The organism is Pseudomonas sp. JDS08PS003 (assembly GCF_045013505.1).
Taxonomy (GTDB): domain Bacteria; phylum Pseudomonadota; class Gammaproteobacteria; order Pseudomonadales; family Pseudomonadaceae; genus Aquipseudomonas; species Aquipseudomonas protegens_B.
In genome coordinates this window covers 2,226,416-2,250,608 of record NZ_CP120724.1, presented here as the reverse complement: position 1 = coordinate 2,250,608, position 24,193 = coordinate 2,226,416, and the positions used below count along the sequence as shown (strand labels likewise).

Annotated in this window: 16 protein-coding genes; 7 read left to right on the top strand and 9 right to left on the bottom strand. The window is 61.9% G+C overall.

What is annotated here, in order from left to right; all coding sequences use genetic code 11:
- Nucleotides 1-138: 138 nt before the first annotated feature.
- Together smc and P7C00_RS10285 are read right to left on the bottom strand one after the other, a co-directional pair.
- Nucleotides 139-3,627 (bottom strand): chromosome segregation protein SMC, encoded by a 3,489-nt coding sequence (gene smc, locus P7C00_RS10290; protein ID WP_346631825.1) that lies wholly within the window; start codon nucleotides 3,625-3,627, stop codon nucleotides 139-141.
- A gap of 2 nt (nucleotides 3,628-3,629) precedes the next feature.
- Complete coding sequence (locus tag P7C00_RS10285; RefSeq protein WP_346631826.1) at nucleotides 3,630-4,289, bottom strand: GntR family transcriptional regulator; 660 nt, start codon at nucleotides 4,287-4,289, stop codon at nucleotides 3,630-3,632.
- A gap of 266 nt (nucleotides 4,290-4,555) precedes the next feature.
- Between P7C00_RS10285 and xdhA the strand changes: the two genes are divergently transcribed.
- The 4 genes from xdhA (at nucleotide 4,556) to guaD (ending at nucleotide 10,669) form a co-directional block, all read left to right on the top strand.
- Complete coding sequence (xdhA, locus tag P7C00_RS10280) at nucleotides 4,556-6,010, top strand: xanthine dehydrogenase small subunit (protein WP_404938842.1); 1,455 nt, start codon at nucleotides 4,556-4,558, stop codon at nucleotides 6,008-6,010.
- Nucleotides 6,003-8,402, top strand: coding sequence for a xanthine dehydrogenase molybdopterin binding subunit (gene xdhB / locus P7C00_RS10275; protein WP_346631828.1), 2,400 nt, complete (start codon nucleotides 6,003-6,005; stop codon nucleotides 8,400-8,402). The genes xdhA and xdhB overlap by 8 nt, the downstream gene beginning before the upstream one ends.
- A 96-nt stretch (nucleotides 8,403-8,498) precedes the next feature.
- Nucleotides 8,499-9,341, top strand: a complete 843-nt coding sequence (gene xdhC, locus P7C00_RS10270) for a xanthine dehydrogenase accessory protein XdhC (RefSeq protein WP_404938840.1) — start codon at nucleotides 8,499-8,501, stop codon at nucleotides 9,339-9,341.
- Between the two features lie 23 nt (nucleotides 9,342-9,364).
- Nucleotides 9,365-10,669 (top strand): guanine deaminase, encoded by a 1,305-nt coding sequence (guaD, locus tag P7C00_RS10265; RefSeq protein ID WP_404938838.1) that lies wholly within the window; start codon nucleotides 9,365-9,367, stop codon nucleotides 10,667-10,669.
- An 82-nt stretch (nucleotides 10,670-10,751) separates the two neighbouring features.
- On the opposite strand, the gene P7C00_RS10260 is transcribed toward guaD, so the two are convergent.
- The 3 genes from P7C00_RS10260 to P7C00_RS10250 all read right to left on the bottom strand — a co-directional run bounded on the left by P7C00_RS10260 (nucleotide 10,752) and on the right by P7C00_RS10250 (nucleotide 13,635).
- Nucleotides 10,752-11,585, bottom strand: a complete 834-nt coding sequence (locus P7C00_RS10260) for a nucleoside-binding protein (RefSeq protein WP_404938836.1) — start codon at nucleotides 11,583-11,585, stop codon at nucleotides 10,752-10,754.
- 148 nt (nucleotides 11,586-11,733) lie between these two features.
- Nucleotides 11,734-12,684 carry a LysR family transcriptional regulator gene (locus P7C00_RS10255; RefSeq protein ID WP_404938834.1) on the bottom strand — a complete coding sequence of 317 codons (951 nt, stop codon included), beginning with the start codon at nucleotides 12,682-12,684 and terminating at the stop codon, nucleotides 11,734-11,736.
- Between the two features lie 186 nt (nucleotides 12,685-12,870).
- Complete coding sequence (locus P7C00_RS10250; protein ID WP_025128787.1) at nucleotides 12,871-13,635, bottom strand: GntR family transcriptional regulator; 765 nt, start codon at nucleotides 13,633-13,635, stop codon at nucleotides 12,871-12,873.
- A 318-nt stretch (nucleotides 13,636-13,953) separates the two neighbouring features.
- On the opposite strand from P7C00_RS10250, the gene P7C00_RS10245 reads away from it, so the two are divergent.
- Nucleotides 13,954-15,144, top strand: a complete 1,191-nt coding sequence (locus P7C00_RS10245; RefSeq protein ID WP_346631833.1) for a benzoate/H(+) symporter BenE family transporter — start codon at nucleotides 13,954-13,956, stop codon at nucleotides 15,142-15,144.
- Between the two features lie 191 nt (nucleotides 15,145-15,335).
- On the opposite strand, the gene P7C00_RS10240 is transcribed toward P7C00_RS10245, so the two are convergent.
- Nucleotides 15,336-15,680: a YggL family protein gene (locus P7C00_RS10240; protein WP_404938832.1), complete on the bottom strand. Its 345-nt coding sequence runs from the start codon at nucleotides 15,678-15,680 to the stop codon at nucleotides 15,336-15,338.
- A gap of 234 nt (nucleotides 15,681-15,914) precedes the next feature.
- Here P7C00_RS10240 and dacB point away from each other — a divergent pair, with 234 nt between their 5' ends.
- The gene (gene dacB, locus P7C00_RS10235) at nucleotides 15,915-17,375 is read left to right on the top strand and encodes a D-alanyl-D-alanine carboxypeptidase/D-alanyl-D-alanine-endopeptidase (RefSeq protein WP_346631834.1); all 1,461 of its coding nucleotides are present in this window, start codon (nucleotides 15,915-15,917) and stop codon (nucleotides 17,373-17,375) included.
- A 45-nt stretch (nucleotides 17,376-17,420) separates the two neighbouring features.
- On the opposite strand, the gene P7C00_RS10230 is transcribed toward dacB, so the two are convergent.
- Both P7C00_RS10230 and rlmKL read right to left on the bottom strand, forming a co-directional pair.
- The gene (locus P7C00_RS10230) at nucleotides 17,421-19,820 is read right to left on the bottom strand and encodes a diguanylate cyclase (RefSeq protein WP_404938830.1); all 2,400 of its coding nucleotides are present in this window, start codon (nucleotides 19,818-19,820) and stop codon (nucleotides 17,421-17,423) included.
- Between the two features lie 136 nt (nucleotides 19,821-19,956).
- Complete coding sequence (rlmKL, locus tag P7C00_RS10225; RefSeq protein ID WP_404938828.1) at nucleotides 19,957-22,221, bottom strand: bifunctional 23S rRNA (guanine(2069)-N(7))-methyltransferase RlmK/23S rRNA (guanine(2445)-N(2))-methyltransferase RlmL; 2,265 nt, start codon at nucleotides 22,219-22,221, stop codon at nucleotides 19,957-19,959.
- A 545-nt stretch (nucleotides 22,222-22,766) separates the two neighbouring features.
- Between rlmKL and rmf the strand changes: the two genes are divergently transcribed.
- Entirely contained in the window at nucleotides 22,767-22,982 is a 216-nt protein-coding gene (rmf, locus tag P7C00_RS10220) for a ribosome modulation factor (RefSeq protein WP_016965693.1), read from the top strand.
- A 131-nt stretch (nucleotides 22,983-23,113) separates the two neighbouring features.
- Here the strand turns inward: rmf and P7C00_RS10215 are convergent, their stop codons facing one another.
- Nucleotides 23,114-24,136 carry a quinone-dependent dihydroorotate dehydrogenase gene (locus P7C00_RS10215; RefSeq protein WP_404938826.1) on the bottom strand — a complete coding sequence of 341 codons (1,023 nt, stop codon included), beginning with the start codon at nucleotides 24,134-24,136 and terminating at the stop codon, nucleotides 23,114-23,116.
- Nucleotides 24,137-24,193 lie beyond the last annotated feature (57 nt).

Here is a 24,193-nt window from a genome sequence, read left to right as displayed (position 1 = left end):
TTGACATTAAACTAGCACGACCAAAGGCAACTTTACACCGTCTGTCGCAACGGTTACGGCCAATATGTCGATTGGCCAGCTTGGTAATGGGAAAAATCCCCTGAATTGCCCTCCAACAGTCGCCTTAGTCGCACGGACTCAAGCGTCCACCATCGCCATCGCCTCCTCGACATCCACGGCTACCAGCCGCGAACAACCGGGTTCGTGCATCGTCACCCCCATCAACTGATCGGCCATTTCCATGGCGATCTTGTTGTGGGTGATATAGATGAACTGCACAGTCTGCGACATCTCTTTAACCAATCTTGCATAGCGTCCAACGTTAGCGTCATCCAGCGGCGCGTCAACTTCATCGAGCATGCAGAACGGCGCCGGATTCAACTTGAAGATAGCGAATACCAGAGCCAATGCAGTCAATGCCTTTTCGCCACCCGAGAGCAAATGAATGGTGCTGTTCTTCTTCCCGGGAGGACGCGCCATGATCGTTACCCCTGTATCGAGTAGATCTTCGCCCGTCAGTTCCAAATAAGCGCTGCCGCCACCGAAAACTTTTGGAAAGAGTGCCTGCAAACCGCCGTTGATCTGATCAAAGGTATCCTTGAATCGATTGCGGGTTTCCTTGTCGATCTTGCGAATCACGTTTTCCAGGGTTTCCAGGGCTTCCACCAGATCGGCGTCCTGGGCATCCAGATAGCGCTTGCGCTCGGACTGCTGCTGATACTCGTCGATGGCCGCTAGGTTGATCGCGCCCAAACGTTGAATTCTTGCCGCAATGCGTTCCAGCTCTTCTTCGGCGGCCTGCTCGCTGGCCTCCCCGGTCAGGGTCGCCAGCACGCCGTCCAGGTCGTAGCCATCGGCCAGCAACTGCTCCTGCAAGGTCTTGCGACGCACGGTCAGGGCTTGCCATTCCATGCGCTGCTGTTCGAGCTGGCCGCGGATCAGCTGGGATTGCTGCTCGGCCTGGTTACGGCGCTTCTCGGCATCGCGCAGTTCGCGATCGGCATCTTCCAGGGCGATCTGCGCGGTCTTGAGCTCGACATCCACGGTCATGCGCTTTTCCAGCAGCTCTTCGAGCTTGAGGCGCAGTTCTTCCAGTGGCGCCTCGCCCTCCTCCAGGTTGAGGCTGAGCTGTTCGCGCTTCTCGGTCAGACGCTCGGACTGCAGCTCCAGGCGCTCCAGGGCCTGACGCGTGGAATCATGCTGGGCCTTGAGGGAGCCCATGCGCACCGCCAATTGATGAGCATGATCCTTGTGCTGGCGTGCCTCCTGGCGCACCCGATCAAGGCGCTCGCGCAAGCTGTCGCGCTGAGCCAACAGCAACTCACGCTGCTCGGTATCCAGGGCCATGCTGTCGAGGGCTTCCTGCAACTGCAGGCGCGCCTCGCCCACCTGTTCATGCTCCAGCTCACGCTGTTCGCCAAGCTCTACCAATTCTTCATCGAGGCGAGTACGACGCAGATTCAACTGCTCGGCCTTCGCCTTGCCGGCGGACAGCTTGGCTTTCAATTCACCCTGCTGGCGAGCCTCGTCCTGCAGCAGGCGACGCAAGTGTTCGCGACCGTTCTCCTGCTGACGTTGCTGGGCCCGCAAGTTGAGCAATTGGCTCTCCAGGGCTTCAACACTGGCTTCGCGTTCATCGCGCTCCAGCGTCAATTGCTGGATTTCCTGGCCCCGTGCCAGCACGCCACTCTCCGCTTCACTGGCCCGTCGCACCCGCAGGAAATGCCGACCGACCCAATAGCCGTCGCGGCTGATCAGACTCTGCCCGGCTGCCAGTTGCCCACGCAGGGCCAGGGCCTGTTCGAGATTTTCCACCGGTTTGACCTGACCCAGCCAGGGCGACAGATCCACTGTGGATTCCACCTTGTCCAGCAGGCTGCCGGGGATGCGCAAGGCATCGCCCTGCAGGCTCAGCAGACGCAGATCGCCTTGCTGGAAACCGGCCAGATCGATGCCGGAAAAATCGTCCACCAACACCGCTTGCAGGTCGGCACCCAGCACGGTTTCCACTGCCAGCTCCCAACCCGCCTCCACGTGCATGCCATCGGCCAGGCGCGGACGCTCGGCCAACTGCTGCTCACGCAACCATTCTGCAGTGCCGGTGCCAGGGTCCAGCGCAGCCTGCTGCAAGGCTTCCAGGGACGCCAGCCGGCCATTGAGGCGCTGCAATTCACCCTGGGCCTGCTGCTGTGCCTGGGTCGCCTGCTGTAATTGCTGGCGCAGTTGTTCCAGGCGCTCGACCTGGGATTCCTCGCTGGCTTGCAGGTCTTCCAGAGTTGCTTCGCTGGCAGCCAGTTGCTCGTTGAGCTCGAGGATCGCCGCGTCTTCCGGGTCGGCCGAGAGCAACTCGCGCTCCTCCCCCAGGCGCCGCTGGCGCTCGGACAAACGCTCCATGCTGCCTTCGAGCTGCTGGATCCGCGACTGCTGCACTTCCGCCTGGCGCCGCGGCTCGGCGGAGCTCAGGTTGAAGGCGTCCCACTGCTCCTGCCAGCCATGCATGGTGGTTTCGGCTTCTTCCAGGGTCGCGGCAGCTTCCTCCGCGGCGGCCGCCGTGACCTCCTGCTCGGGCTCGAGCATGGCCAGCTCTTCCCCCAGGGTTGCCAGCAAGGTGCGGTCGTGCCCCAGGTGCGACTCGGTCTCCAGGCGCGCACGCTCGGCTTCCTTGAGATCGTCCTGCAACTGCCGCAGGCGCTGCTGGCCGTGCTGGATGCTTTGCTCGACCCGAGCAATGTCGCCACCCACCGAGTAGAAGCGCCCCTGCACCAGATTGAAGCGCTCGGACAATTCATGGTGACCGTCACGAAAGCGTTCGATAGCAGCATCGGCATTGCGCTGCTCGGCCACCAGGGCCTCGAAACTGACTTCCTGGCTACCGATCACCGACTCGCGCTGGCCAACCTGCTCATTCAATGCCTGCCAGCGCAGAGCCGACAGTTGCGCCTTGAGCTGGCGCTCCTCGGCCTTGTATTCCTGATACTTCTCGGCGGCCTGGGCCTGGCGATGCAGACGCTCCAGCTGACGCTCCAGCTCTTCGCGCAGGTCGGTCAGGCGGGCGAGGTTCTCGTGGGTGCGGCGGATGCGGTTTTCCGTCTCGCGCCGGCGCTCCTTGTACTTGGAGATGCCCGCGGCTTCTTCGATGAAATTGCGCAGATCCTCCGGCTTGGCCTCGATCAGCTTGGAGATCATGCCCTGCTCGATGATCGAGTAGCTGCGCGGCCCCAGGCCAGTGCCGAGGAAGATGTCGGTGATATCCCGACGGCGGCACTTGGCGCCGTTGAGGAAATAGCTGTTCTGGCTGTCGCGGGTCACCTTGCGGCGGATGGAGATTTCCGCATAGGCGGCGTACTCGCCCACCAGGGTGCCGTCGGAGTTGTCGAACACCAGTTCGATACTGGCCTGGCTCACCGGCTTGCGACTGGTGGAGCCATTGAAGATGACGTCGGTCATCGACTCGCCGCGCAGGTTTTTCGCCGAGCTTTCGCCCATCACCCAGCGCACGGCGTCGATGATGTTCGACTTGCCGCAGCCATTGGGGCCCACCACTGCCGCCATGTTACTGGGGAAGTTCACCGTGGTCGGATCGACGAAGGACTTGAACCCCGCCAGCTTGATGCACTTGAGTCGCACGCTTAAGCATCCGCCAACGCAGACACCACCAGATCGCTGCTGCGCTGGGCGTAGGCCGTCAACACCTGGCGGATCTGCTCCAGATCACGGGCCAGCACCGCGGCCAGCAACTGCTCGAACAACGCCAGGTACTCGCTCATCGACGCCTTGCGCTGATCCAGTGCCAGGTAATAGGCACGGCTCATGGCCGGCTGCAGGTTCTCGACGGTTTCCTGCAGATAAGGGTTGTTGGCGAAAGGATAGGCCGCGCGCATCACGCTGAAGCTGTCCTCGACGAAGGCGCGGATGTCCTGGCGCTCGTAGGCGCCCTCCAGGCGCTGCTGAATCTGCAGGAACGGCGTCATGTCGCTCTGCTGCGCCCAGCCGCTGGCCACCGAATTGCCCAGCAGGATGTACAGCTCGCTCATCAGGGTGCAGAGACTGCGGACCTTGTGCTCGGTGAGCTCGGTCACATGAGCACCACGGCGCGGCAGGATGGCAATCAGATGGCGGCGCTCAAGAATCAGCAAGGCCTCGCGGACCGAACCACGGCTGACATTGAGGGCCAAGGTGACCTTCTGTTCCTGGATGCGCTCTCCAGGCTTGAGATCCCCGCGAATGATACGTTCGGCGAGGTGGTGAGCAATCTGCTCGGCGAGGCTGTCCGGCGCCTTGAACGTCATGGTTTTCCTTCAAAATCTTTAATCGGCACAAGCGGCGCAGTGTAGCGCAATTGCTACATCATCGCGGAGTGCCCCGACAGGGGAATTTGGCATGAAACAAGCAGATTGATGTTGATTCAAGGGTTTCTCAAATGCCGTTCATACTTGAAATGTTGAGCATGGAAAATTCCTGACCTAAAAGTCAGAAAATCATTGACCGAAAAGTCAGACATGACTAAATTCGGCTCAGTTCGCTTAACAACAATAAAGAGTCTGCGAGGCCTTCCGTGATCCAGTTTTTACTCAACCAGGAACTCCGTAGCGAGCACGCCCTGGACCCAAACCTGACCGTGCTCAACTATCTGCGCGAGCATCTGGGAAAACCCGGTACCAAGGAGGGCTGCGCCAGCGGTGACTGCGGCGCCTGCACCGTGGTGGTCGGCGAGTTGCAGATGGATGCCCAGGGCGGCGAATCCATTCGCTATCGCAGCCTCAATTCGTGCCTGACCTTCGTCTCCTCCTTGCACGGCAAACAGCTGATCAGCGTCGAAGGCCTCAAGCACCAGGGCCAACTGCACAGCGTGCAGCAGGCCATGGTCGAGTGCCACGGTTCACAATGCGGCTTCTGCACCCCCGGGTTCGTCATGTCGCTGTTCGCCCTGCAAAAGAACAGCAGCGAGCCGAACGCCCACAAAGCCCATGAAGCCCTGGCCGGCAACCTGTGCCGTTGCACCGGCTACCGGCCGATCCTCGCTGCCGCCGAGCAGGCCTGCTGCGGCCAGCAGAGCGATCAGTTCGACACCCGCCAGACCGAGACCATCAGTCGCCTCAAGGCCATCGCACCCAAGGACACCGGTGAACTCAACAGCGGCGACAAGCGCTGCCTGGTGCCGCTGACCGTGGCCGACCTGGCCGACCTCTACGACGCCTACCCCCAGGCACGGCTGCTGGCCGGCGGCACGGACCTGGCCCTGGAAGTCACCCAGTTCCACCGCACCCTGCCGGTGATGATCTACGTCGGTAACATTGCCGAAATGAAGCGCATCGAGCGCTTTGACGATCGCCTGGAGATTGGCGCGGCCACAGCCCTCACCGACTGCTACGACGCACTGCACGCCGAGTACCCGGATTTCGGCGAATTGCTCCAGCGCTTCGCCTCGTTGCAGATCCGCAACCAGGGCACTCTGGGGGGCAATATCGGCAATGCCTCACCCATCGGCGACTCACCGCCCCTGCTGATCGCCCTGGGCGCGCAAATCGTACTGTGCAAGGGCGAAGTACGCCGCACCCTGGCCCTGGAAGACTATTTCATCGATTACCGGGTCACGGCCCGTCAGGACAGCGAGTTCATCGAGAAGATCATCGTGCCCCGGGCCAGCGCCGAACGGCTGTTCCGTGCCTACAAGGTCTCCAAGCGCCTGGACGACGATATCTCCGCGGTCTGCGCGGCCTTCAACCTGCAGATTGAAAACGGCGTGGTCAGCGACGCCCGCATTGCCTTCGGCGGCATGGCGGCGATCCCGAAACGAGCCAAGAGTTGTGAAACCGCACTGATTGGCGCGCCCTGGAACCTGTCCACGGTGGAGCGCGCCTGCGCCGCCCTGGCAGAGGATTTCACCCCGCTTTCGGATTTTCGTGCGAGCAAGGAATACCGCCTGCTGAGTGCACAGAACCTGCTACGCAAGTACTTCATCGAACTGCAAACACCGCACATCGAGACCCGGGTGACCGCTTATGTCTAATCATCACAAAGTCGAGAAGACTCAAGCCGAACTGACGGCCCTGTTTCACCAGGACCTGACCACGGGCGTCGGCCGCAGCGTCAAGCACGATAGCGCCGACAAACACGTGTCCGGTGAGGCGCAGTACATCGACGACCGCCTGGAATTCCCCAACCAGTTGCACGTCTACGCGCGACTGTCGGACCGAGCCCACGCCAAGGTCATCAGCATCGATACCGCGCCCTGCTATGCCTTCGAGGGTGTGCGCATCGCCATCACCCACGAGGACATTCCCGGCCTGAAGGACATTGGCCCGCTGATGCCCGGCGATCCGCTGCTGGCCATCGACACCGTACAGTTCGTCGGCCAACCGGTGCTGGCGGTGGCGGCCCACGATCTGGAAACAGCGCGCAAGGCGGCCATGGCCGCGATCATCGAGTATGAAGACCTGGAGCCGGTGCTGGACGTAGTGGAAGCCCTGCGCAAGCGTCACTTTGTGCTGGACAGCCACACCCACCAGCGCGGCGACTCGGCCGGCGCGCTGGCCAGTGCCGAACACCGCATTCAGGGCACGCTGCACATCGGCGGCCAGGAACACTTCTACCTGGAAACCCAGATTTCCTCGGTAATGCCCACCGAGGACGGCGGCATGATTGTCTACTGCTCGACCCAGAACCCCACCGAAGTGCAGAAACTGGTGGCGGAAGTGCTCGACGTGTCGATGAACAAGATAGTGGTCGACATGCGGCGCATGGGCGGCGGTTTCGGCGGCAAGGAAACCCAGGCTGCCAGTCCCGCCTGCCTATGCGCCGTGATCGCCCGCCTCACCGGCCAGCCGACCAAGATGCGCCTGCCACGGGTCGAAGACATGCTGATGACCGGCAAGCGCCACCCCTTCTACGTCGAATACGACGTGGGCTTCGACAGTACCGGACGCCTGCACGGCATCCAGCTGGAACTGGCAGGCAACTGCGGCTGCTCACCGGACCTCTCGGCGTCCATCGTCGACCGCGCCATGTTTCACTCCGACAACTCGTACTACCTGGGCGATGCCACCATCAACGGCCATCGCTGCAAGACCAACACCGCGTCGAACACTGCCTATCGCGGCTTCGGCGGCCCGCAAGGCATGGTTGCCATCGAGGAGGTGATGGACGCCATTGCCCGCCACCTGCACCTGGACCCGCTGGCGGTACGCAAGGCCAACTACTACGGTAAGACCGAGCGCAACGTCACCCACTACTACCAGACCGTCGAGCACAACATGCTCGAAGAGATGACTGCCGAATTGGAAGCCAGCAGCCAGTATGCCGAGCGCCGCGAAGCCATACGGCTGTACAACGCCAACAGCCCGATCCTGAAAAAGGGCCTGGCACTGACCCCGGTGAAGTTCGGCATCTCCTTCACCGCCAGTTTCCTCAACCAAGCCGGCGCGCTGATCCACATCTACACCGACGGCAGCATCCACCTGAACCACGGCGGCACCGAAATGGGCCAGGGCCTGAACGTCAAGGTGGCCCAGGTAGTGGCCGAAGTGTTCCAGGTGGATATCGAGCGGGTACAGATCACTGCCACCAACACCGACAAAGTACCCAACACCTCACCGACCGCTGCATCCAGTGGCGCCGACCTCAACGGCAAGGCCGCGCAGAACGCAGCGCAGACCATCAAGTCGCGCCTGGTGGAGTTTGCCGCGCGCAAGTACCAGGTCAGCGAAGAAGATGTGGAATTCCACAACGGCCACGTGCGTGTCCGCGAGCATATCCTGACCTTCGAGGAACTGATCCAGCAGGCGTATTTCGCCCAGGTGTCGCTGTCCAGCACCGGTTTCTACAAGACCCCGAAGATCTACTACGATCGCGCCCAGGCTCGGGGTCGGCCGTTCTACTACTTCGCCTTTGGCGCAGCCTGCGCCGAGGTGATAGTCGATACCCTGACCGGCGAGTACAAGATGCTGCGTACCGACATCCTGCACGACGTCGGTGCCTCGTTGAACCCGGCCATCGACATCGGCCAGGTAGAAGGCGGTTACATCCAGGGCATGGGCTGGCTGACCACCGAAGAACTGGTGTGGAACGCCAAGGGCAAACTGGTGACCAATGGTCCCGCCAGCTACAAGATCCCGGCGGTGGCCGACATGCCCCTGGACCTGCGGGTCAAGCTGGTGGAGAACCGCAAGAACCCGGAAGACACAGTGTTCCACTCCAAGGCCGTGGGCGAGCCGCCGTTCATGCTTGGCATCGCCGCCTGGTGCGCGATCAAGGACGCAGTGGCCAGCCTTGGCGACTACCGCCATCAACCGCAGATCGATGCCCCGGCGACACCGGAGCGAGTGTTGTGGGGCTGCGAGCAGATGCGTCGCTTGCAGGTGACCAGGGCCGCGGATCAGCAAGTCGAGCTGGCGCCGCTGTAACGGCCTTCGCCGGCAAACCCGCTCCTGCCTCACGCCCGTAGGAGCCGGCTTGCCGGCGCAGAAGCCTGAACAGACCACCAAGATGTCGAGGTAAACATGTACAACTGGATCAGCGCCCTCGCCGACCTGCAGACCCAGGGTGAACCCTGTGTGCTGGTGACCATCATCGAGGAGCTCGGCTCGACGCCGCGTAACGCCGGTTCGAAAATGGTCGTCAGCGCCACCCAGGCCTTCGACACCATCGGCGGCGGGCACCTGGAATACAAGGCCATGCAGATCGCCCGAGACATGCTCGCCAGCGGCCAGCAGGCCACCCATCTGGAGCGCTTCAGCCTCGGCGCCAGCCTTGGCCAGTGCTGCGGCGGCGCCACGGTGCTGCTGTTCGAACCCATGGGCCAGGTGCAAGCGCAGATCGCCGTATTCGGTGCCGGCCATGTCGGCCGCGCCCTGGTGCCGCTCCTGGCCAGCCTGCCGTGCCGGGTACGCTGGATCGATTCCCGGGAACAGGAATTCCCCGAACAGATTCCCCAGGGCGTGCGCAAGATCGTCAGCGACGAGCCGGTGGAGGAAATCGATAACCTGCCGCCTGGCAGCTATTGCATCGTCATGACCCATAATCACCAACTGGACCTGGAGCTGACCGCCGCCCTGCTCAAGCGCAACGATTTCGCCTATTTCGGCCTGATCGGCTCGAAGACCAAGCGGGTGAAGTTCGAGCACCGCTTGCGCGATCGCGGTTTCGACGCGGCCACCTTGCAGCGCATGCGTTGCCCGATGGGGCTCGCTGAAGTCAAAGGCAAGTTGCCCGTGGAAATCGCCATCTCCATTGCCGGTGAGATCATTGCTACCTACAACGCCCATTTCGGCCAGTCCAGCGCCAGCGCCGAACCCATTGCCAAACTGCTGCCGGTCTCGCGCCGCAGCCAGACTTCGAACTGACAAGCCACACACTGAGAACGACCATGCCTTTGACTCGCAAAGCCTACCGTGCCGCCATCCTGCACAGCATCGCCGACCCGGCCGAAGTCGGAATCGAAGCCTCCTATGAGTATTTCGAAGACGGCCTGCTGGTGGTCGAGGACGGCCGGATCAGTGCCCTCGGCCACGCCAGTGAACTGCTTGCCGGCCTGCCCGCCGATGTGCAGATCAATCATTACCCCGACGCCCTGATCACCCCGGGCTTCATCGACACCCACATCCATCTGCCCCAGACCGGCATGGTCGGTGCCTATGGTGAACAGTTGCTGGACTGGCTGAACACCTACACCTTCCCCTGTGAGAGCCAGTTCGCCGATCAGGCCCACGCCGATGAAGTGGCGGACATCTTCATCAAGGAACTGCTGCGCAACGGCACCACCACCGCGCTGGTGTTCGGCAGCGTGCACCCACAGTCGGTCAATGCCTTCTTCGCCGCCGCCGAGAAACTCGACCTGCGGATGATCGCCGGCAAGGTGATGATGGACCGCAACGCCCCGGACTACCTGACCGACACCGCAGAGTCCGGCTACCTGGAAAGCAAGGCACTGATCGAGCGCTGGCACGGCAAGGGCCGCCTGCACTACGCGGTGACCCCGCGTTTCGCCCCGACCAGCACCCCGGAACAACTGACCCTGGCCGGCAAACTGCTGACCGAGTACCCCGATCTCTACATGCAGACTCACATCAGTGAAAACCTGCAGGAGATCGAATGGGTCAAGGAACTGTTCCCGGAGCGCAAGGGTTACCTGGACGTATACGACCACTACCAACTGCTGGGGGAGCGCTCGGTATTCGCCCACGGCGTGCACCTGTGCGACGACGAATGCGTGCGTCTGGCAGAAACCGGTTCGGCCGTGGCCTTCTGCCCAACCTCGAACTTCTTCCTCGGCAGCGGCCTGTTCAACCTGCCCATGGCGGAAAAACACAAACTCAATGTCGGCCTGGGCACCGACGTCGGTGGCGGCACCAGCTTCTCGCTGCTGCAGACCCTGAACGAAGCCTACAAAGTCATGCAGTTGCAAGGCGCACGCCTGAGCCCGTTCAAGTCCCTGTACCTGGCAACCCTGGGCGGCGCCCGCGCCCTGCGCCTGGAAGAGCGGATCGGCACCCTGCACCCTGGTACCGACGCCGACTTCGTGGTCCTCGACTACCACGCCACGCCCTTGCTCAGCTATCGCCTGAAGCAGGCCAACAGCATCGCTGAAACCCTGTTTGTGCTGATGACCCTGGGAGATGATCGCACCGTGCTGCAAACCTACGCCGCCGGCCGGCCAGTCCACCAGCGCTAACCCCGCAAACGAAAAATCCCCCGCTCGCCGAACATCGAACGGGGGATTTTTCATGCCTGAGTCCCAGGCGATCAGGTGAAGACTAGAACGTCACTTCCATGTTCAAGGTCGGCGCCGTGGTCCGCGTACCCCGTCCACCGTCCACCCCGAACTTGTTGTGCCAGTACTCGTAGCCGACGCCCAGGTACAGGTTGGGCTTGACGTTCTTGCCCGGCAGCACCGCAAACATCAGCGACGTCCGCACCAGGGTTTCCGGCGCAGTGTCTCGGTAGTTGTAGTCGTGGCCCTTTTCCCCGATGTAGTTGACGAAGCCCTGGAACTTGGCGGCGTGACTGCCAACTTCGAAGGGGCGCATCCAGGCCAGGTTGAGCAGGTAGGTATCGTCGAAGGTGTGATCCGGGTCCTTGGCCCCGGGGATGCCGGAATGGTTGTTTTCCTTGTAGTACAGCAAGCTCAGGTCCAGCACGCCGACGGTATTGAACTTCAGGGTCGGACCGAAGACCAGGGCGCGTTTCTTGGCCGAGCCCAGGTTGTTGTTGCGGCTGGCATCGAAGCCCAGGGTCAGCGCGTAGTCCTTGACGAGGCCAGTGCCCAGGGGCGTATCGAACATCCGGGACGCGAAGAGCTGGTGACGATAGACGCCGTAGACTTCGCTACTGCCCTTGTTGGTGCCCTTGCGCGGATCGTCGTTGTCGGAGAGCAGTACGTCCAGGTGCAGGTAGTTGCTGCCGTACTGGTAGCCACTGGCGTGGGTGAAACTGTAGATGCGCTTGCTGATGTAGTGCGGATTGTTCGGGTTGGTGAACTCCTTGCCGTACCGAAAGCCGACGCTGTTGTTCATCCACTCCAGGGCGGCTGCTTCCCCTGCTCCGATCAATGTCATCAGCAGGGTTGCGCCTTGTAATGCCTTTTTCATTTTTATTATGTCCTGTGGCGGTGTGGCGTAAGGCAGCTTCGCTGGCTGCCGTCCGCACGCAGTATCGGCACAAGCACCACAGGGCCCAAAGAACAGAATATCGATCAGCGCGCTGCCAAAACGGCAACAGCCGCCCACAGCCATGGACTCAGAGCACTGGCTGGCCGAAGGCGCGCTCGGCCCGCTCGCGAATGGCGATCTCCTCGCCGAGCAGATGCGCCAGCGCCTCCACCGCGCTGGGCAGATCCCGACCGCTGCGGGCATAGAGCCCCAGGTCGCTGTAGATACCACCCTGGTCGCTCAGCGGGATATGCACCAGCTCTCCCTTGCTCAAGTCGCCCTCGACCCCGACCCGGGTCTGGAAGGCCACCCCCATGTTGTGCCGGGCCATCTGCCGCGCCAGCTCCATGGAGTTGCTCTGCAAGGGCGGCTTGTCCAACAGGCCCAGGCGCTTGTGCAACGGCGCCAGCAAGTGATGGATCGACAGCTCGCTCTTGGCCAGGATCAGCCCGTGCTCGGCGCAAGTGGCGAAATTGACGCTGCCCCGCTCGGCCAGGGGATGATCGGGGCTGACCAGGGCCCCCAGGCGAAAATGACCGACGCTCAACGGGCGGATCTCCGGCGCCCTGGGCAAAGCGAACGCCAGGCCCAGGTCCGCACGACTGTTGATCAACGCCTGGGGAATGGATTGCGAGCCCTGTACCGTGACGCCGATGGTCACCTGTGGATAGAGATCGCGCATGCGCTTGAGCACCGAGGGCAGCAGGTCCACCGTCGCGCCTTCCACAGCGGCGATCTCCACATGCCCGCTCTTGAGGCCACGCAAGGCATCGAACTCCAGGCGCACCCGCTCCAGGTCCTGCAGCACCAGATTGACATGACGGCTCATGACCTCTCCCGCCAGTGTCAGGCGCAAGCCGCCCGGCAGGCGTTCGAACAGTGGCGCGCCAATTTCATCCTCGATCTTCAGGATCTGCCGGTTTACCGCCGAAGACGCGACATTCAGGCGCCGAGCGGCCTCGCGGATCGAGTGACAGCGGCGAACCATATCGAAGTAATGGATGGCGGAAGAATGAATGCGTAGCGTTCTACCGATCATGCCGCGGCTCCTTTCGCAGGACCAGAGGCGCACCGATTGCCGGCCGTGAGCCTCGAAGCAGGCACTGTATACAATCCTCACAAGAATATAAAACAATCTTCCTGCTCAGCATGCAGACCCGCCGCCAAACAAAAATCCCCCGCTGCATAGGGTTACGCAGCGAGGGATTTTCAGTCTGATCGAGGCTTACAGCTTGGCGGTCGGCCGCCCCGGCTTCTTGGTTTGCAGCAGGTGCGAGAACACGGCATGCAGGTCGTCCGAGGCGCTTTCCTCGTCCAGGTTGAGCTTGCTGTCGATGTGATCCATGTGATGCATCATCAAGTTCACCGCCAGCTCGCCGTCTCGGGCCTCGATGGCGTCGATCAGCTGAGTGTGCTCATCGTAGGAGCAGTGGGAGCGGTTGCCGCTTTCGTACTGAGCGATGATCAGCGACGTCTGGGACACCAGGCTGCGCTGAAAGCTGATCAGCGGCGCATTCTTCGCCGCTTCCGCCAGCTTCAGGTGGAACTCCCCGGACAGGCGGATACCGGCACCACGATCACCTCGGGAAAAGCTGTCGCGCTCCTCGTTGACCATCTGCCGCAACTCCAGCAACTGCTCGGCGGTGGCGTGCTGGACCGCCAGCTCGGTAATGGCTCGCTCCACCAGACGCCGGGCGAGAAATACCTGACGGGCTTCCTCGACGCTCGGGCTGGCAACCACCGCCCCCCGATTGGGCCGCAACAGGACCACGCCTTCATGGGCCAGCCGCGACAATGCACGGCGGATGATAGTCCGACTGACTCCGAATATTTCCCCAAGCGCCTCTTCACTCAACTTGGTGCCGGGCGCCAGGCGCTGCTCGAGGATGGCCTCAAAGATGTGCGCGTAGACAATATCGTCCTGGGTTCCGCTGCGACCGGCTTTGCCTGCTCGCGGTTGTTTCTTGAGAGGTTGCAACTGTTCGTTCATGGGCACTCGGGTCGGGAGGACTGCGGCGATTTCGGCGTGACTTTAATACGCCACGGTGGGTCGCTGGCAAGTATCGCGTTAAAACAGGGGCACATTGTACACAACCGCTGGGGATCATTAGCAAAAAGTGTTACCGGCCCCACCACTTATTCAACGACTGTACGGCTATTTGTAGTCACGGCTGTATTGCAATGCAAAGTTGCTTTTAAGTTTAGGCTTGAACCTTGAACCCTATTACCGGCTCGTTGCTTGCGCAGGCTGCAAGCAGCGTTAGCTGGGTGTGGGGTTTGCGTCTTTCAAGAACAAGGAATAGCAGTAATGTCCGATGCCACCCACGCGCAATTACGCCCCCTAGCGGACACTTCGCCCTCCGCCATAGTCGCCGGTTTCATCGCCATGATGACCGGCTACACCAGCTCCCTGGTGCTGATGTTCCAGGCTGGGCAAGCCGCCGGCCTGACCAGTGGTCAGATCTCCTCCTGGATCTGGGCCATCTCCATTGGCATGGCGGTGTGCAGCATCGGCCTGTCCCTGCGCTATCGCACCCCCATCACCATCGCCTGGTCCACACCCGGCGCCGCCCTGCTGATCACCAGCCTGTCGGGGGTGACTTACGGCGAAGCCATTGGCGCCTACATCACTTGCGCGGTCCTGGTGACCATTTGCGGACTCACCGGCAGCTTCGAGCGCCTGGTGAAAAAGATCCCCGCGTCCCTGGCCGCCGCCCTGCTGGCCGGAATCCTGTTCAAGATCGGCAGTGAAATCTTTGTGGCGGCCCAGCACCGCACTGGTCTGGTACTGGGCATGTTCTTCACCTACCTGGTGGTCAAGCGCCTGTCGCCACGTTATGCCGTTCTCGCGGCCCTGCTGATCGGCACTGCACTTTCCGGGCTGATGGGCTTGCTGGACTTCAGTGGCTTCCACCTGGAAGTGGCGACCCCGGTCTGGACCACGCCGCACTTCTCCCTGGCGGCCACCATCAGCATCGGTATTCCGCTGTTCGTGGTAGCCATGACCTCGCAAAACATGCCCGGGATCGCGGTGCTGCGCGCCGACGGCTACAACGTCCCGGCCTCGCCACTGATCACCGCCACCGGCCTGGCTTCGTTGCTGCTGGCGCCGTTCGGTTCCCACGGCATCAACCTGGCGGCCATCAGCGCTGCGATCTGCACCGGCCCCCACGCCCATGAAGATCACAGCAAGCGTTACACCGCCGCAGTGTGGTGCGGAATTTTCTATGGCATCGCCGGGGTCTTCGGCGCCACCCTGGCCGCACTGTTCGCGGCCTTGCCCAAGGAACTGGTGCTGTCCATCGCCGCCCTGGCGCTGTTCGGCTCGATCATCAACGGCTTGAGCATCGCCATGAGTGAAGTGAAGGAGCGAGAAGCGGCGCTGATCACCTTTATGGTGACGGCCTCGGGGTTGACGCTGTTTTCCATTGGCTCGGCATTCTGGGGAATTGTCGCGGGGGTGGTGACCTTGATGATTCTGAATTGGCGCAGCGCCTGATGGGCTTCGCTGGCAAGCCAGCTCCTACACAGACCGGCGCCCGCTGCAGGAGCCGGCCTGCCGGCGAATAGCGCCCACGACAAAACCCGGGGCTGGCCCGTGGCAGAGGCAAGGATACAAAGGGGAAAATCGACAGGTTGCCCTGGGGCAACAACGCATGAGCGACCCGGACGGGCCGCTCATGCATGACATCACGCGACTGGGTTGATCACGTTGTCCGGGTACCAGACGTCCAGCAGCGGGCTGACTTCAACGCTGGTCAGCTCGGTACGGCCTTTGAGCCAGGCTTCAACAGCTGCACGCTGTGCTTCGCTGACGGAACCGCGCTTGCTCAGGCAAACCAGACCGAAGTCATCGCCGCCGACATAGCCCAGACCGTTGGCTTCCATCGCTTCTTTGAGGAACGCGTCGAGGAAAGCGTCAATAGCTTCTTCAGCCAGATCTTCTTTGAAATCCAGGTTCAGCTCAAAACCCAGCTCCTGAAATTCATCTACGCAGAGTTTTTTGCGCAGACGGCGGGAACGGTTAGTGGCCATGGAACAATCCTCATAAGTAATAACGGGCGGCACTTTACCAGTTTAGGCGGGCGATTGCCTGACTCTATGAGGATGCAGGACCGCCATTGGTAAAAAAAATACCGCCCTGGCGGCCCGTGGCACGGCACAAGCCGCTATACCTTGGGGCATAATGCCGACACTTTCATGACCACTGAGGGATTTTATCTGCATGCCCTCGCCTTTTTTCCCCTCGACTGCAGGGTTCCACTTCATATGATCAAATCGTTGCGTCCTCTGTTGCTTGCCAGTGTTTTTCTTCCCCTGGCATTCCCTGTCTCCGCGGCTCCGGTCAACACCACCCTGACCCCCAAGGTCCAACAAGCCCTCAAAGCCAGCAAACTCCCGGACAACGCCCTGTCGCTGGTGATGATTCCCCTTAACGGCCCTGGCACGCCGACGATTTTCAACGCCGATGTCTCGGTCAACCCGGCCTCCACCATGAAGCTGGTGACCACCTACGCGGCCCTGGAAATGCTCGGCCCGACCCATCAGTGGAAGACCGAGTTCTACACCGACGGCACCCTCAGCGGTGGGATTCTCAACGGTAATCTCTATCTCAAGGGCGGCGGCGATCCCAAGCTGAACATGGAGAAGCTCTGGCTGCTGATGCGTGACCTGCGGGCCAATGGCGTGCAGCAAGTCACCGGCGACCTGGTGCTGGACCGCAACTACTTCGTGCAACCGCAATTGCCGGAGTTCAATGACGACGGCAACGACGAGAACAAGCCGTTCCTGGTCAAGCCCGACGCGCTGATGGTCAACCTCAAGGCCCTGCGCTTCGTCGCCCGCAATGATTCCGGCCGGGTGCTGGTGTCGGTGGAGCCGCCGATCGCCAAGATCCGCATCGACAACCAGGTCAAGGCCGTCAACACCAAGCAGTGCACTGGCGATGTTCGCTACAACCCGGTGACCCAGGCCGATGGCAGCGTGATCGTCACCGTTGGCGGCCAGCTCGGTGATGGCTGCAGCTCCCAGACCTACCTGTCGCTGCTGGACCATGCCACCTATACCGCCGGCGCGGTGCGGGCGATCTGGAGCGAGCTGGGCGGCAGCATCCAGGGCAAGGACCGCCTCGCGGTAGTCCCCAAGGATGCCAAGGTCCTGGCCCGTGCCTTCTCTCCGGACCTCGCGGAGATCATCCGCGACATCAACAAATACAGTAACAACACCATGGCCCAGCAGCTGTTCCTGAGCCTGGGGGCCAAGTACCGCAACGAAGCCGACGGCGATGACGCCAAGGCGGCCCAGCGCGTGGTGCGCCAGTGGCTGGCGAAAAAAGGCATCACCGCGCCGCATCTGGTGATGGAGAACGGCTCCGGCCTGTCTCGTGCCGAACGGGTCAGCGCCCGAGAAATGGCCGGCCTGCTGCAAGCGGCATGGAAGAGCCCCTACGCCGCCGAGTTCATCAGCTCCATGCCCATTGCCGGCATGGACGGCACCATGCGCAAGCGCCTGAAGCGTACCGCCATGTCCGGTGAGGCCCACATCAAGACCGGCACCCTGAACACCGTGCGCGCCATCGCCGGCTATAGCCGCGACGACAACGGCAACACCTGGGCGGTGGTGGCGATCCTCAACGATCCACGCCCCTTCGGCGCCTCTTCGGTGCTGGATCAGGTGCTGCTGGATCTGTATCGCCAGCCAAAACTGGCCACCAGCGCATCAGTTCTGTAACTCGCTGTTCCGACAGTGGCGGCCCCGCTCCGCCACTGTCAGCGATCAGGGCAGCTCTGGCTGGACTCGATCGCGTCCGGCCTGCTTGGCGGCATAGACCCCGGAGTCGGCCCGCAACAGCAAGCCATCCGCCCCCTCGCCTTCGCGCCAGCTGGCAATGCCAAAGCTGGCGGTGACACTGCCCACCGGCTCGATCGGCGAGCTGCGCAGTCCCTGCCACAGTTCCTGAGCCAGGATCAGCGCCTGCTGGGCACTGGTGCCCGGACACAGCACCATGAACTCCTCACCGCCGAGGCGGCAGAACACATCGGTACGCCGCAGACGCCCGCCAATGCGAGCACACAACCCCCGCAACACTTGATCCCCCACCCCGTGCCCGTACTGGTCGTTGATCCGCTTGAAATGATCGATGTCCAGCATGATCACCGCCATATCGCCTCCGACACGTTCCAGACGCTGCATTTCATTCTGCAACTGTTCCTGGAAATAGCGCCGGTTGTGAATGCCCGTCAGGGAGTCGGTCACCGACAACGCGCGCAACTCCTCCTCGACCCGCTTGAGGTCTGAAATGTCCGAGATATAGCCGTGCCAGAGCACCCCGCCGCCCTTCAGGCTTTCCGGGGTCGCCGCGCCACGCATCCAGCGCAGCCCCCGTTGCGGCAGGCAGACCCGGTACTCCTCGCGCCACGGACTGAGCTGCTGAGCGGAAACCTGGATCGACTTGCGTACCCGCTGCACATCCTCGGGATGGATACGCTCGAACACCGCCTCGGCATTCTCCTGCAGCAACTGCGGCTCGATCTCGTAGATTTCGCGAATGCCATCGCTGGCATAGGTGAAGCTCGCGTGTCCGGCGGCATCCAGCTTGAACTGGTAGATCCCTCCGGGAACATGGGCACTGAGCCTTTTCAACAGGCGATCCCTTGCCGCCAGGGCTTCGTGCACCCGCTTGCGCTCGGTGATGTCAATGCAGATGGCCAGGTGACCGATCCACAGCCCCTGGTCATCCAGCACCGGAGTCGCCAGCATATTCACTTGCAGGTGGCTGCCGTCACGCCTGACCAGCGTCCACTCCCGCGCCTCATGGCCACCGGCCAGGCCTTCTTCCACCAGCATGGCCTGGGACACCGGAATCGCCTTGCCATAGCGCTGGGTAAGACTCTGGGCCCAGCTTTCCAGCTCCTGGGGCAGGTGCAGGCTTTCCAGGGTCAGGTGGCCCACCGCTTCACTGCTGCTGTAGCCGAGCATCTGCTCGGCCCCGGCATTGAAGGTACTGATGACCCCACGCAGGTCCGTGGCGATGATCGCCACCTGGGTAGCGGCATTGAGGACGCAACGCAACTGACTGTGAGTGCCGCGCAATTCCTGTTCGCGACTGCGCAGCTCCCCAGTGCGTTGCTCCACCAGGGCCAAAGCCCGTTGCCGCTGGCTCACCAGCACATAGAGCAAGGCGCTGAGCAGCAGACTGAGCATGCCACCGAGAATCACCAGACTGCTCAGGGAAGAGTGGTTGGCATGCAGGAACGCCGCGCTGGGGCGAATATCTACCTGATAATCCCGGTCCGCCAGGCGTAGCAGGCGGCTGGCCGTCAGGTGACTGGTGATCGGTGGATTGTTCGATTCATAGAGCACCTCGTGCTGACCCTCGGTGGACAGATCGAGAATCCGCACCGACAGGTTGTCGCTGGCCGGCACCGGCAAGCCGTCCGCCACCAGTTGCCGCAGGCTGATCACCGCCAGCACATAACCGTAGGGCCTGGCCTGGGGCAAGGGGCTGTCCTGGGGTCGCCTGACCGGCGCCGCCAGCAGCACACCCCGGGCATAGGCAGGGTCCACGGCAACCAGATGCAAAGGCGGCGAAACCGCCAGGCCGTTGAGCTCCCTGGCCCGCTCCAGAGTAGCCCGGCGCTGAGGCTGGGCCAGCAAGTCATACCCCAGAGGCGAGCCCAGAGGGCTTTGGGTCTGGCTATACAGAACCGGGGCAAAGTCTTCCTGCTCACCCGCCGGCTCCATCTGGCCGCTGGCGTTCAATTGCAGAATGGTAAACCCCGGAACGCCCTGATCCCGCACCGCCTGTTCGAACGCCGGCCGCTGGGCACGACTCACCAGAGGCGCCCAGGCATAGGCCTGGGTGCGCCGCAGCAAGGGCTTGGCGTAACCATCGAAGTCCTGGCGGGTTACCAGATCGGAATTAACAAAGAAACGCCGCAAACCGTCCAGGCGTTGCTCCTGGTCTTGAAAGCGCTCTTCGATACGGCTGTAGCGTTCGCTGGCCAGCAATTGAAAGCGTTGGCGCAGCTGCTGTTTGTTCAGGTTGTAAGTGGACCAGGCCAGCAGCCCGGTGAGAATGCTGCCCGCAAGCAACACCAGCACGGCCACTAGCCAGGCAGATACTTCTTCACTAATGAAACCCAGGATTTTCGGGCGTACCACATGCAACGGCATAAGTAGAACTCATCACGCCAGCGAGTTTGGGTGTCATCCGGACTTGGTGTGAGTTATAGCTATTAGCCATTAATTTGACCAGCGTTAAACAGCCCCCAAAGCCCGAAAAAACGGGCTTTGGGGACTTATCCGGCCATCAGCGGGCGCTGATTTTCCAGGCGCGGTGAATTTTGCTGTTACGGGCAAAATCCGGGTCGATGGTTTTCGCCGTGATCTCCTCGACCTGATAGCGCGCGGCGAGGTTCTCATCCAACTGGAACTTGCGGAAGTTGTTGGAGAAGTACAGCACGCCACCCGGGGCCAGGCGGGCCATGGCCAGGTCCAGCAACTGCACCTGGTCACGCTGGACGTCGAACACCCCTTCCATGCGCTTGGAGTTGGAGAAGGTCGGCGGATCGATGAAGATCAGGTCGAACTCGTCACGGCAGCTGTCCAGCCAGGCCATCACATCGCCCTGCTCCAGACGGTTCTTGTCGGAGAAGCCGTTGAGGGAGAAGTTGCGTCGCGCCCAGTCCAGGTAGGTTTTCGACAGGTCGACACTGGTGGTGCTGCGGGCTCCGCCCTTGGCCGCGTGCACACTGGCGGTGGCGGTGTAGCAGAACAGGTTGAGGAAACGCTTGCCGGCAGCCTCTTTCTGAATGCGCATGCGCATCGGCCGATGATCGAGGAACAGCCCGGTATCCAGGTAGTCGGTCAGGTTCACCAGCAGCTTGACCCCGCCTTCGCGGACTTCGGTGAACTGGCCCTGGGCGCTCTGGCGCTCGTATTGCTTGGTGCCGCTCTGACGCTCGCGACGCTTGATCACCACCCGGCTCTTGTCCACGTTCAATGCCTGGGGAATCGCCGCCAGGGCATCGAACAGACGCGCCTGGGCCTTCTCCGGGTCCACCGACTTGGGCGCCGCGTACTCCTGAACGTGCACCCAGTCCTGATACAGGTCGATGGCCAGGGAGTATTCCGGCATGTCGGCGTCATAGACCCGGTAGCACTCGACACCTTCGCGCTTGGCCCACTTGCCCAGCAGCTTGAGGTTCTTTTGCAGACGGTTGGCAAACATCTGCCCGCCCTCGCTCAGGCGGGCCTGCTCGACCACCGGAGCCGGGGTCGGAGCCGGCTTGATCGGGTTGCCGTTCTTGTTGTACTGGCGCACTGGCGCTTCGTCAGCAGCGGCCTGGGCCTGCTCGCGTTCCACCTGACGCTGCTCGGCAGTGCGACGCTCGCCGGTGACGAACTGATCCGGCAGCACCTTGATCAGCAGCAGCTTGCACGGCAAGGCGCCGTTCCAGAACGAGTACTGCTTGTGGCTGCGAATGCCCATGCGCTTGCCCAGGTCCGGGGCGCCGGTGAACACCGCCGCTTCCCAGTTCAGGCAGGCCTGACGCAGGCGCTCGCCGAGGTTCTGGTAGAGGTAAAGCAGGCTGGCTTCATCACCCAGGCGCTCGCCGTAGGGCGGGTTGCAGATCACCAGGCCTTTCTGGTTCTGGTCCGGGCGCGGCTCGAACGTGCCCACTTCGCCCTGGTAGATCTTGATCCAGTCGCTGAGACCGGCGCGCTCGACGTTGTTGCGACCCGGCTGGATCAATCGTGGATCGGCCTCGTAGCCGCGAATCCACAGCGGTGGCTTGGCCAAGCCGGCCTGGGCCCGAGCCAGTGCTTCATCGTGCAGTTTGCGCCACAGCGCCGGCACATGGCCGAGCCAGGCGGTAAAGCCCCACTGCTCGCGCTTGAGGTTGGGGGCAATGTCCGCGGCAATCATCGCCGCTTCCACCAGGAAGGTGCCGACACCGCACATCGGGTCAGCCAGTGCTCCGCCTTGCGCGGCGATACGTGGCCAGCCGGAGCGGATCAGGATCGCCGCCGCCAGGTTTTCCTTGAGCGGCGCGGCGCCTTGCTGCAGGCGGTAGCCGCGCTGGTGCAGGCTGTGGCCGGAAAGATCCAGGGACAGGATGGCTTCACCGCGATCCAAGCGCAGGTGGATGCGCAAGTCCGGATTGAGCTTGTCCACCGAAGGACGCTCACCCGTAGGTGTGCGCAGCTTGTCGACAATGGCGTCCTTGACCTTAAGGGCGCCGAAGTGGGTGTTGTCGATGCCTGAACCGTGACCGCTGAACTCCACCGCCAGGGTGCCATCGGCCAGCATATGGTCTTGCCAGTCGACATCCAGCACACCGTGGTAGAGGTCCTCGGCGTCCTTCATTGGAAAGCGCTTGAGGACCAGCAGCACCCGGTTGGCCAGGCGCGACCACAGACACAACCGATAGGCCGTCTCCATGTCAGCCATGCCGCGCACGGCAGAAGTGTGCTCACGCGCTTGCTCAAGGCCAAGCCCGACGGCTTCCTCGATCAGCAGGCCTTCAAGGCCTTTGGGACAGGTGAGGAAGAGTTCGTAACGATCCGACATGGGAGTACCAGGGCCTTTAGCAATAAGTGAACGGACAACGCATCGCCCGTTCGGTTTTCAATCAAGCGCTTTTCTTCAAGAGCGCTCGTGTGGCACGAAACTGTGCCGTCCCACCCCGGCAGGCAGGCTTTCTTGCAGGGCAAAAGAGCTTAGAGGCCGGGACAGATAAAAAGTCAGGGCAACAAAATGACATAAGTCGACCCTTCGTCGAATAGTAGTTGAGTGCAACCGTTCGACATTCTCACTAAAGCATTAACCTCATCATCTAGTGAGAGGCTGATTACAGCGGGCTTTGCCTGACAAACAGGCTAAAAAACCCGCCCCGGCTTATGGCCTGGACAGCATTTTCGTTACGTCCTTATGACAAAACGATCATTCACTTGCTGTGACCTATTGGTTAGAACTCAACACAGGTTGGCGCCGCAATGGCGTCAACATCAAGGCTCGCGACGCCGGCAGCGAGCACCAACGGCAGAGACAATCTGCCCGACCTCAGAAGAAGGTCGACGGGACATAAGACAGTCAACAAGTGAGGGAAACACCCTATGAGAAGACTAAAGCGTGATCCGTTGGAAAGAGCATTTTTACGCGGATATCAGTATGGCGTTAATGGCAAGTCCCGTGAGCTTTGCCCATTTACTCTACCGTCGGTACGCCAAGCCTGGATTAACGGCTGGCGAGAAGGACGCGGCGACAACTGGGACGGTATGACAGGCACTGCGGGCATCCACAGACTCAACGAACTTCGCGCTGTCGGCTGATCAGGGCACATTCCGACACCTAAAACTTGAATAGATGACGACTTAACCACGCACGCCCCATCCGGGCGGCGGGCTTCGGCCCAGGGGCTCCTTCGAGGAGCCCTTTTTTATGCCCGCGCTTGCGCCCGTTCTTATCGGCCCATGGCCGCGATAGCATCCACCGACTCGCGAATCAACGCCGGCCCCTTATAGATGAAGCCCGAATACAGCTGCACCAGGCTGGCGCCCGCGGCGATCTTCTCAGCCGCGTGCTTGCCTTCAGTGATGCCGCCCACGGCAATGATCGGTAAACGGCCGGCCAGCTCAGTCGCCAGTACCTTGACCGTATGGGTGCTCTTGTCTCGCATCGGCGCGCCGGATAGACCGCCCGCCTCGTCGCCATACTCCATGCCTTCGACGCCTTCACGGCTCAGGGTAGTGTTGGTGGCGATCACTGCGTCCATGCCGGTTTCCAGCAGGGCGCGGGCCACTTCCAAGGTTTCCTCGTCGCTCATGTCCGGGGCAATCTTGATGGCCAGCGGCACACGCTTGCCGTGGATTGCGGCCAACTCCTGCTGGCGCTGGCTCAAAGCCGCCAGCAGCTGCTTGAGGGACTCGCCGAACTGCAGGCTGCGCAAGCCCGGGGTGTTGGGCGAGCTGACATTGACCGTGACATAGCTGGCATGGGCATAGACCTTGTCCAGGCAGATCAGGTAGTCATCCACCGCTCGCTCTACCGGCGTGTCGAAGTTCTTGCCGATATTGATCCCCAGCACGCCCTTGTATTGGGAGGCAGCGACCCGCGCCAGCAGATTATCGACCCCAAGATTGTTGAAGCCCATGCGGTTGATGATGGCTTCGGCCTGAGGCAGACGGAAGATCCGCGGCTTGGGGTTGCCCGGCTGCGGACGCGGGGTGACGGTGCCGATTTCGACGAAGCCAAAGCCCAGTTGAGCGAAGCCGTCGATGGCGGCGCCGTTCTTGTCCAGACCGGCAGCCAGACCCACCGGATTCGGAAACTCCAGGCCCATGACCTGCACCGGCAACTGCGCCGGCGCCTTGCACAACAGACCGTTAAGGCCCAAACGCCCGCCCGCACCGATCAGGTCCAGGGACAGATCGTGGGAGGTTTCCGGGGAGAGTTTGAACAACAGCTGGCGGGCCAGGGTATACATGGGCGGGATGAACTCGGTTGGCGGCGAATAAGGCGCCGATTATAGCCGCGCCCGGGG

Excerpts from the sequence above, each read along its gene's own strand:
- dacB (WP_346631834.1), top strand. The coding sequence starts at position 15,915 with ATGATCAAATCGTTGCGTCCTCTGTTGCTTGCCAGTGTTTTTCTTCCC.
- P7C00_RS10240 (WP_404938832.1), bottom strand. The coding sequence starts at position 15,680 with ATGGCCACTAACCGTTCCCGCCGTCTGCGCAAAAAACTCTGCGTAGAT.
- xdhC (WP_404938840.1), top strand. The coding sequence starts at position 8,499 with ATGTACAACTGGATCAGCGCCCTCGCCGACCTGCAGACCCAGGGTGAA.
- P7C00_RS10285 (WP_346631826.1), bottom strand. The coding sequence starts at position 4,289 with ATGACGTTCAAGGCGCCGGACAGCCTCGCCGAGCAGATTGCTCACCAC.
- P7C00_RS10230 (WP_404938830.1), bottom strand. The coding sequence starts at position 19,820 with ATGCCGTTGCATGTGGTACGCCCGAAAATCCTGGGTTTCATTAGTGAA.
- guaD (WP_404938838.1), top strand. The coding sequence starts at position 9,365 with ATGCCTTTGACTCGCAAAGCCTACCGTGCCGCCATCCTGCACAGCATC.
- xdhB (WP_346631828.1), top strand. The coding sequence starts at position 6,003 with ATGTCTAATCATCACAAAGTCGAGAAGACTCAAGCCGAACTGACGGCC.
- rlmKL (WP_404938828.1), bottom strand. The coding sequence starts at position 22,221 with ATGTCGGATCGTTACGAACTCTTCCTCACCTGTCCCAAAGGCCTTGAA.
- P7C00_RS10260 (WP_404938836.1), bottom strand. The coding sequence starts at position 11,585 with ATGAAAAAGGCATTACAAGGCGCAACCCTGCTGATGACATTGATCGGA.
- P7C00_RS10245 (WP_346631833.1), top strand. The coding sequence starts at position 13,954 with ATGTCCGATGCCACCCACGCGCAATTACGCCCCCTAGCGGACACTTCG.
- P7C00_RS10255 (WP_404938834.1), bottom strand. The coding sequence starts at position 12,684 with ATGATCGGTAGAACGCTACGCATTCATTCTTCCGCCATCCATTACTTC.
- P7C00_RS10250 (WP_025128787.1), bottom strand. The coding sequence starts at position 13,635 with ATGAACGAACAGTTGCAACCTCTCAAGAAACAACCGCGAGCAGGCAAA.
- P7C00_RS10215 (WP_404938826.1), bottom strand. The coding sequence starts at position 24,136 with ATGTATACCCTGGCCCGCCAGCTGTTGTTCAAACTCTCCCCGGAAACC.
- rmf (WP_016965693.1), top strand. The coding sequence starts at position 22,767 with ATGAGAAGACTAAAGCGTGATCCGTTGGAAAGAGCATTTTTACGCGGA.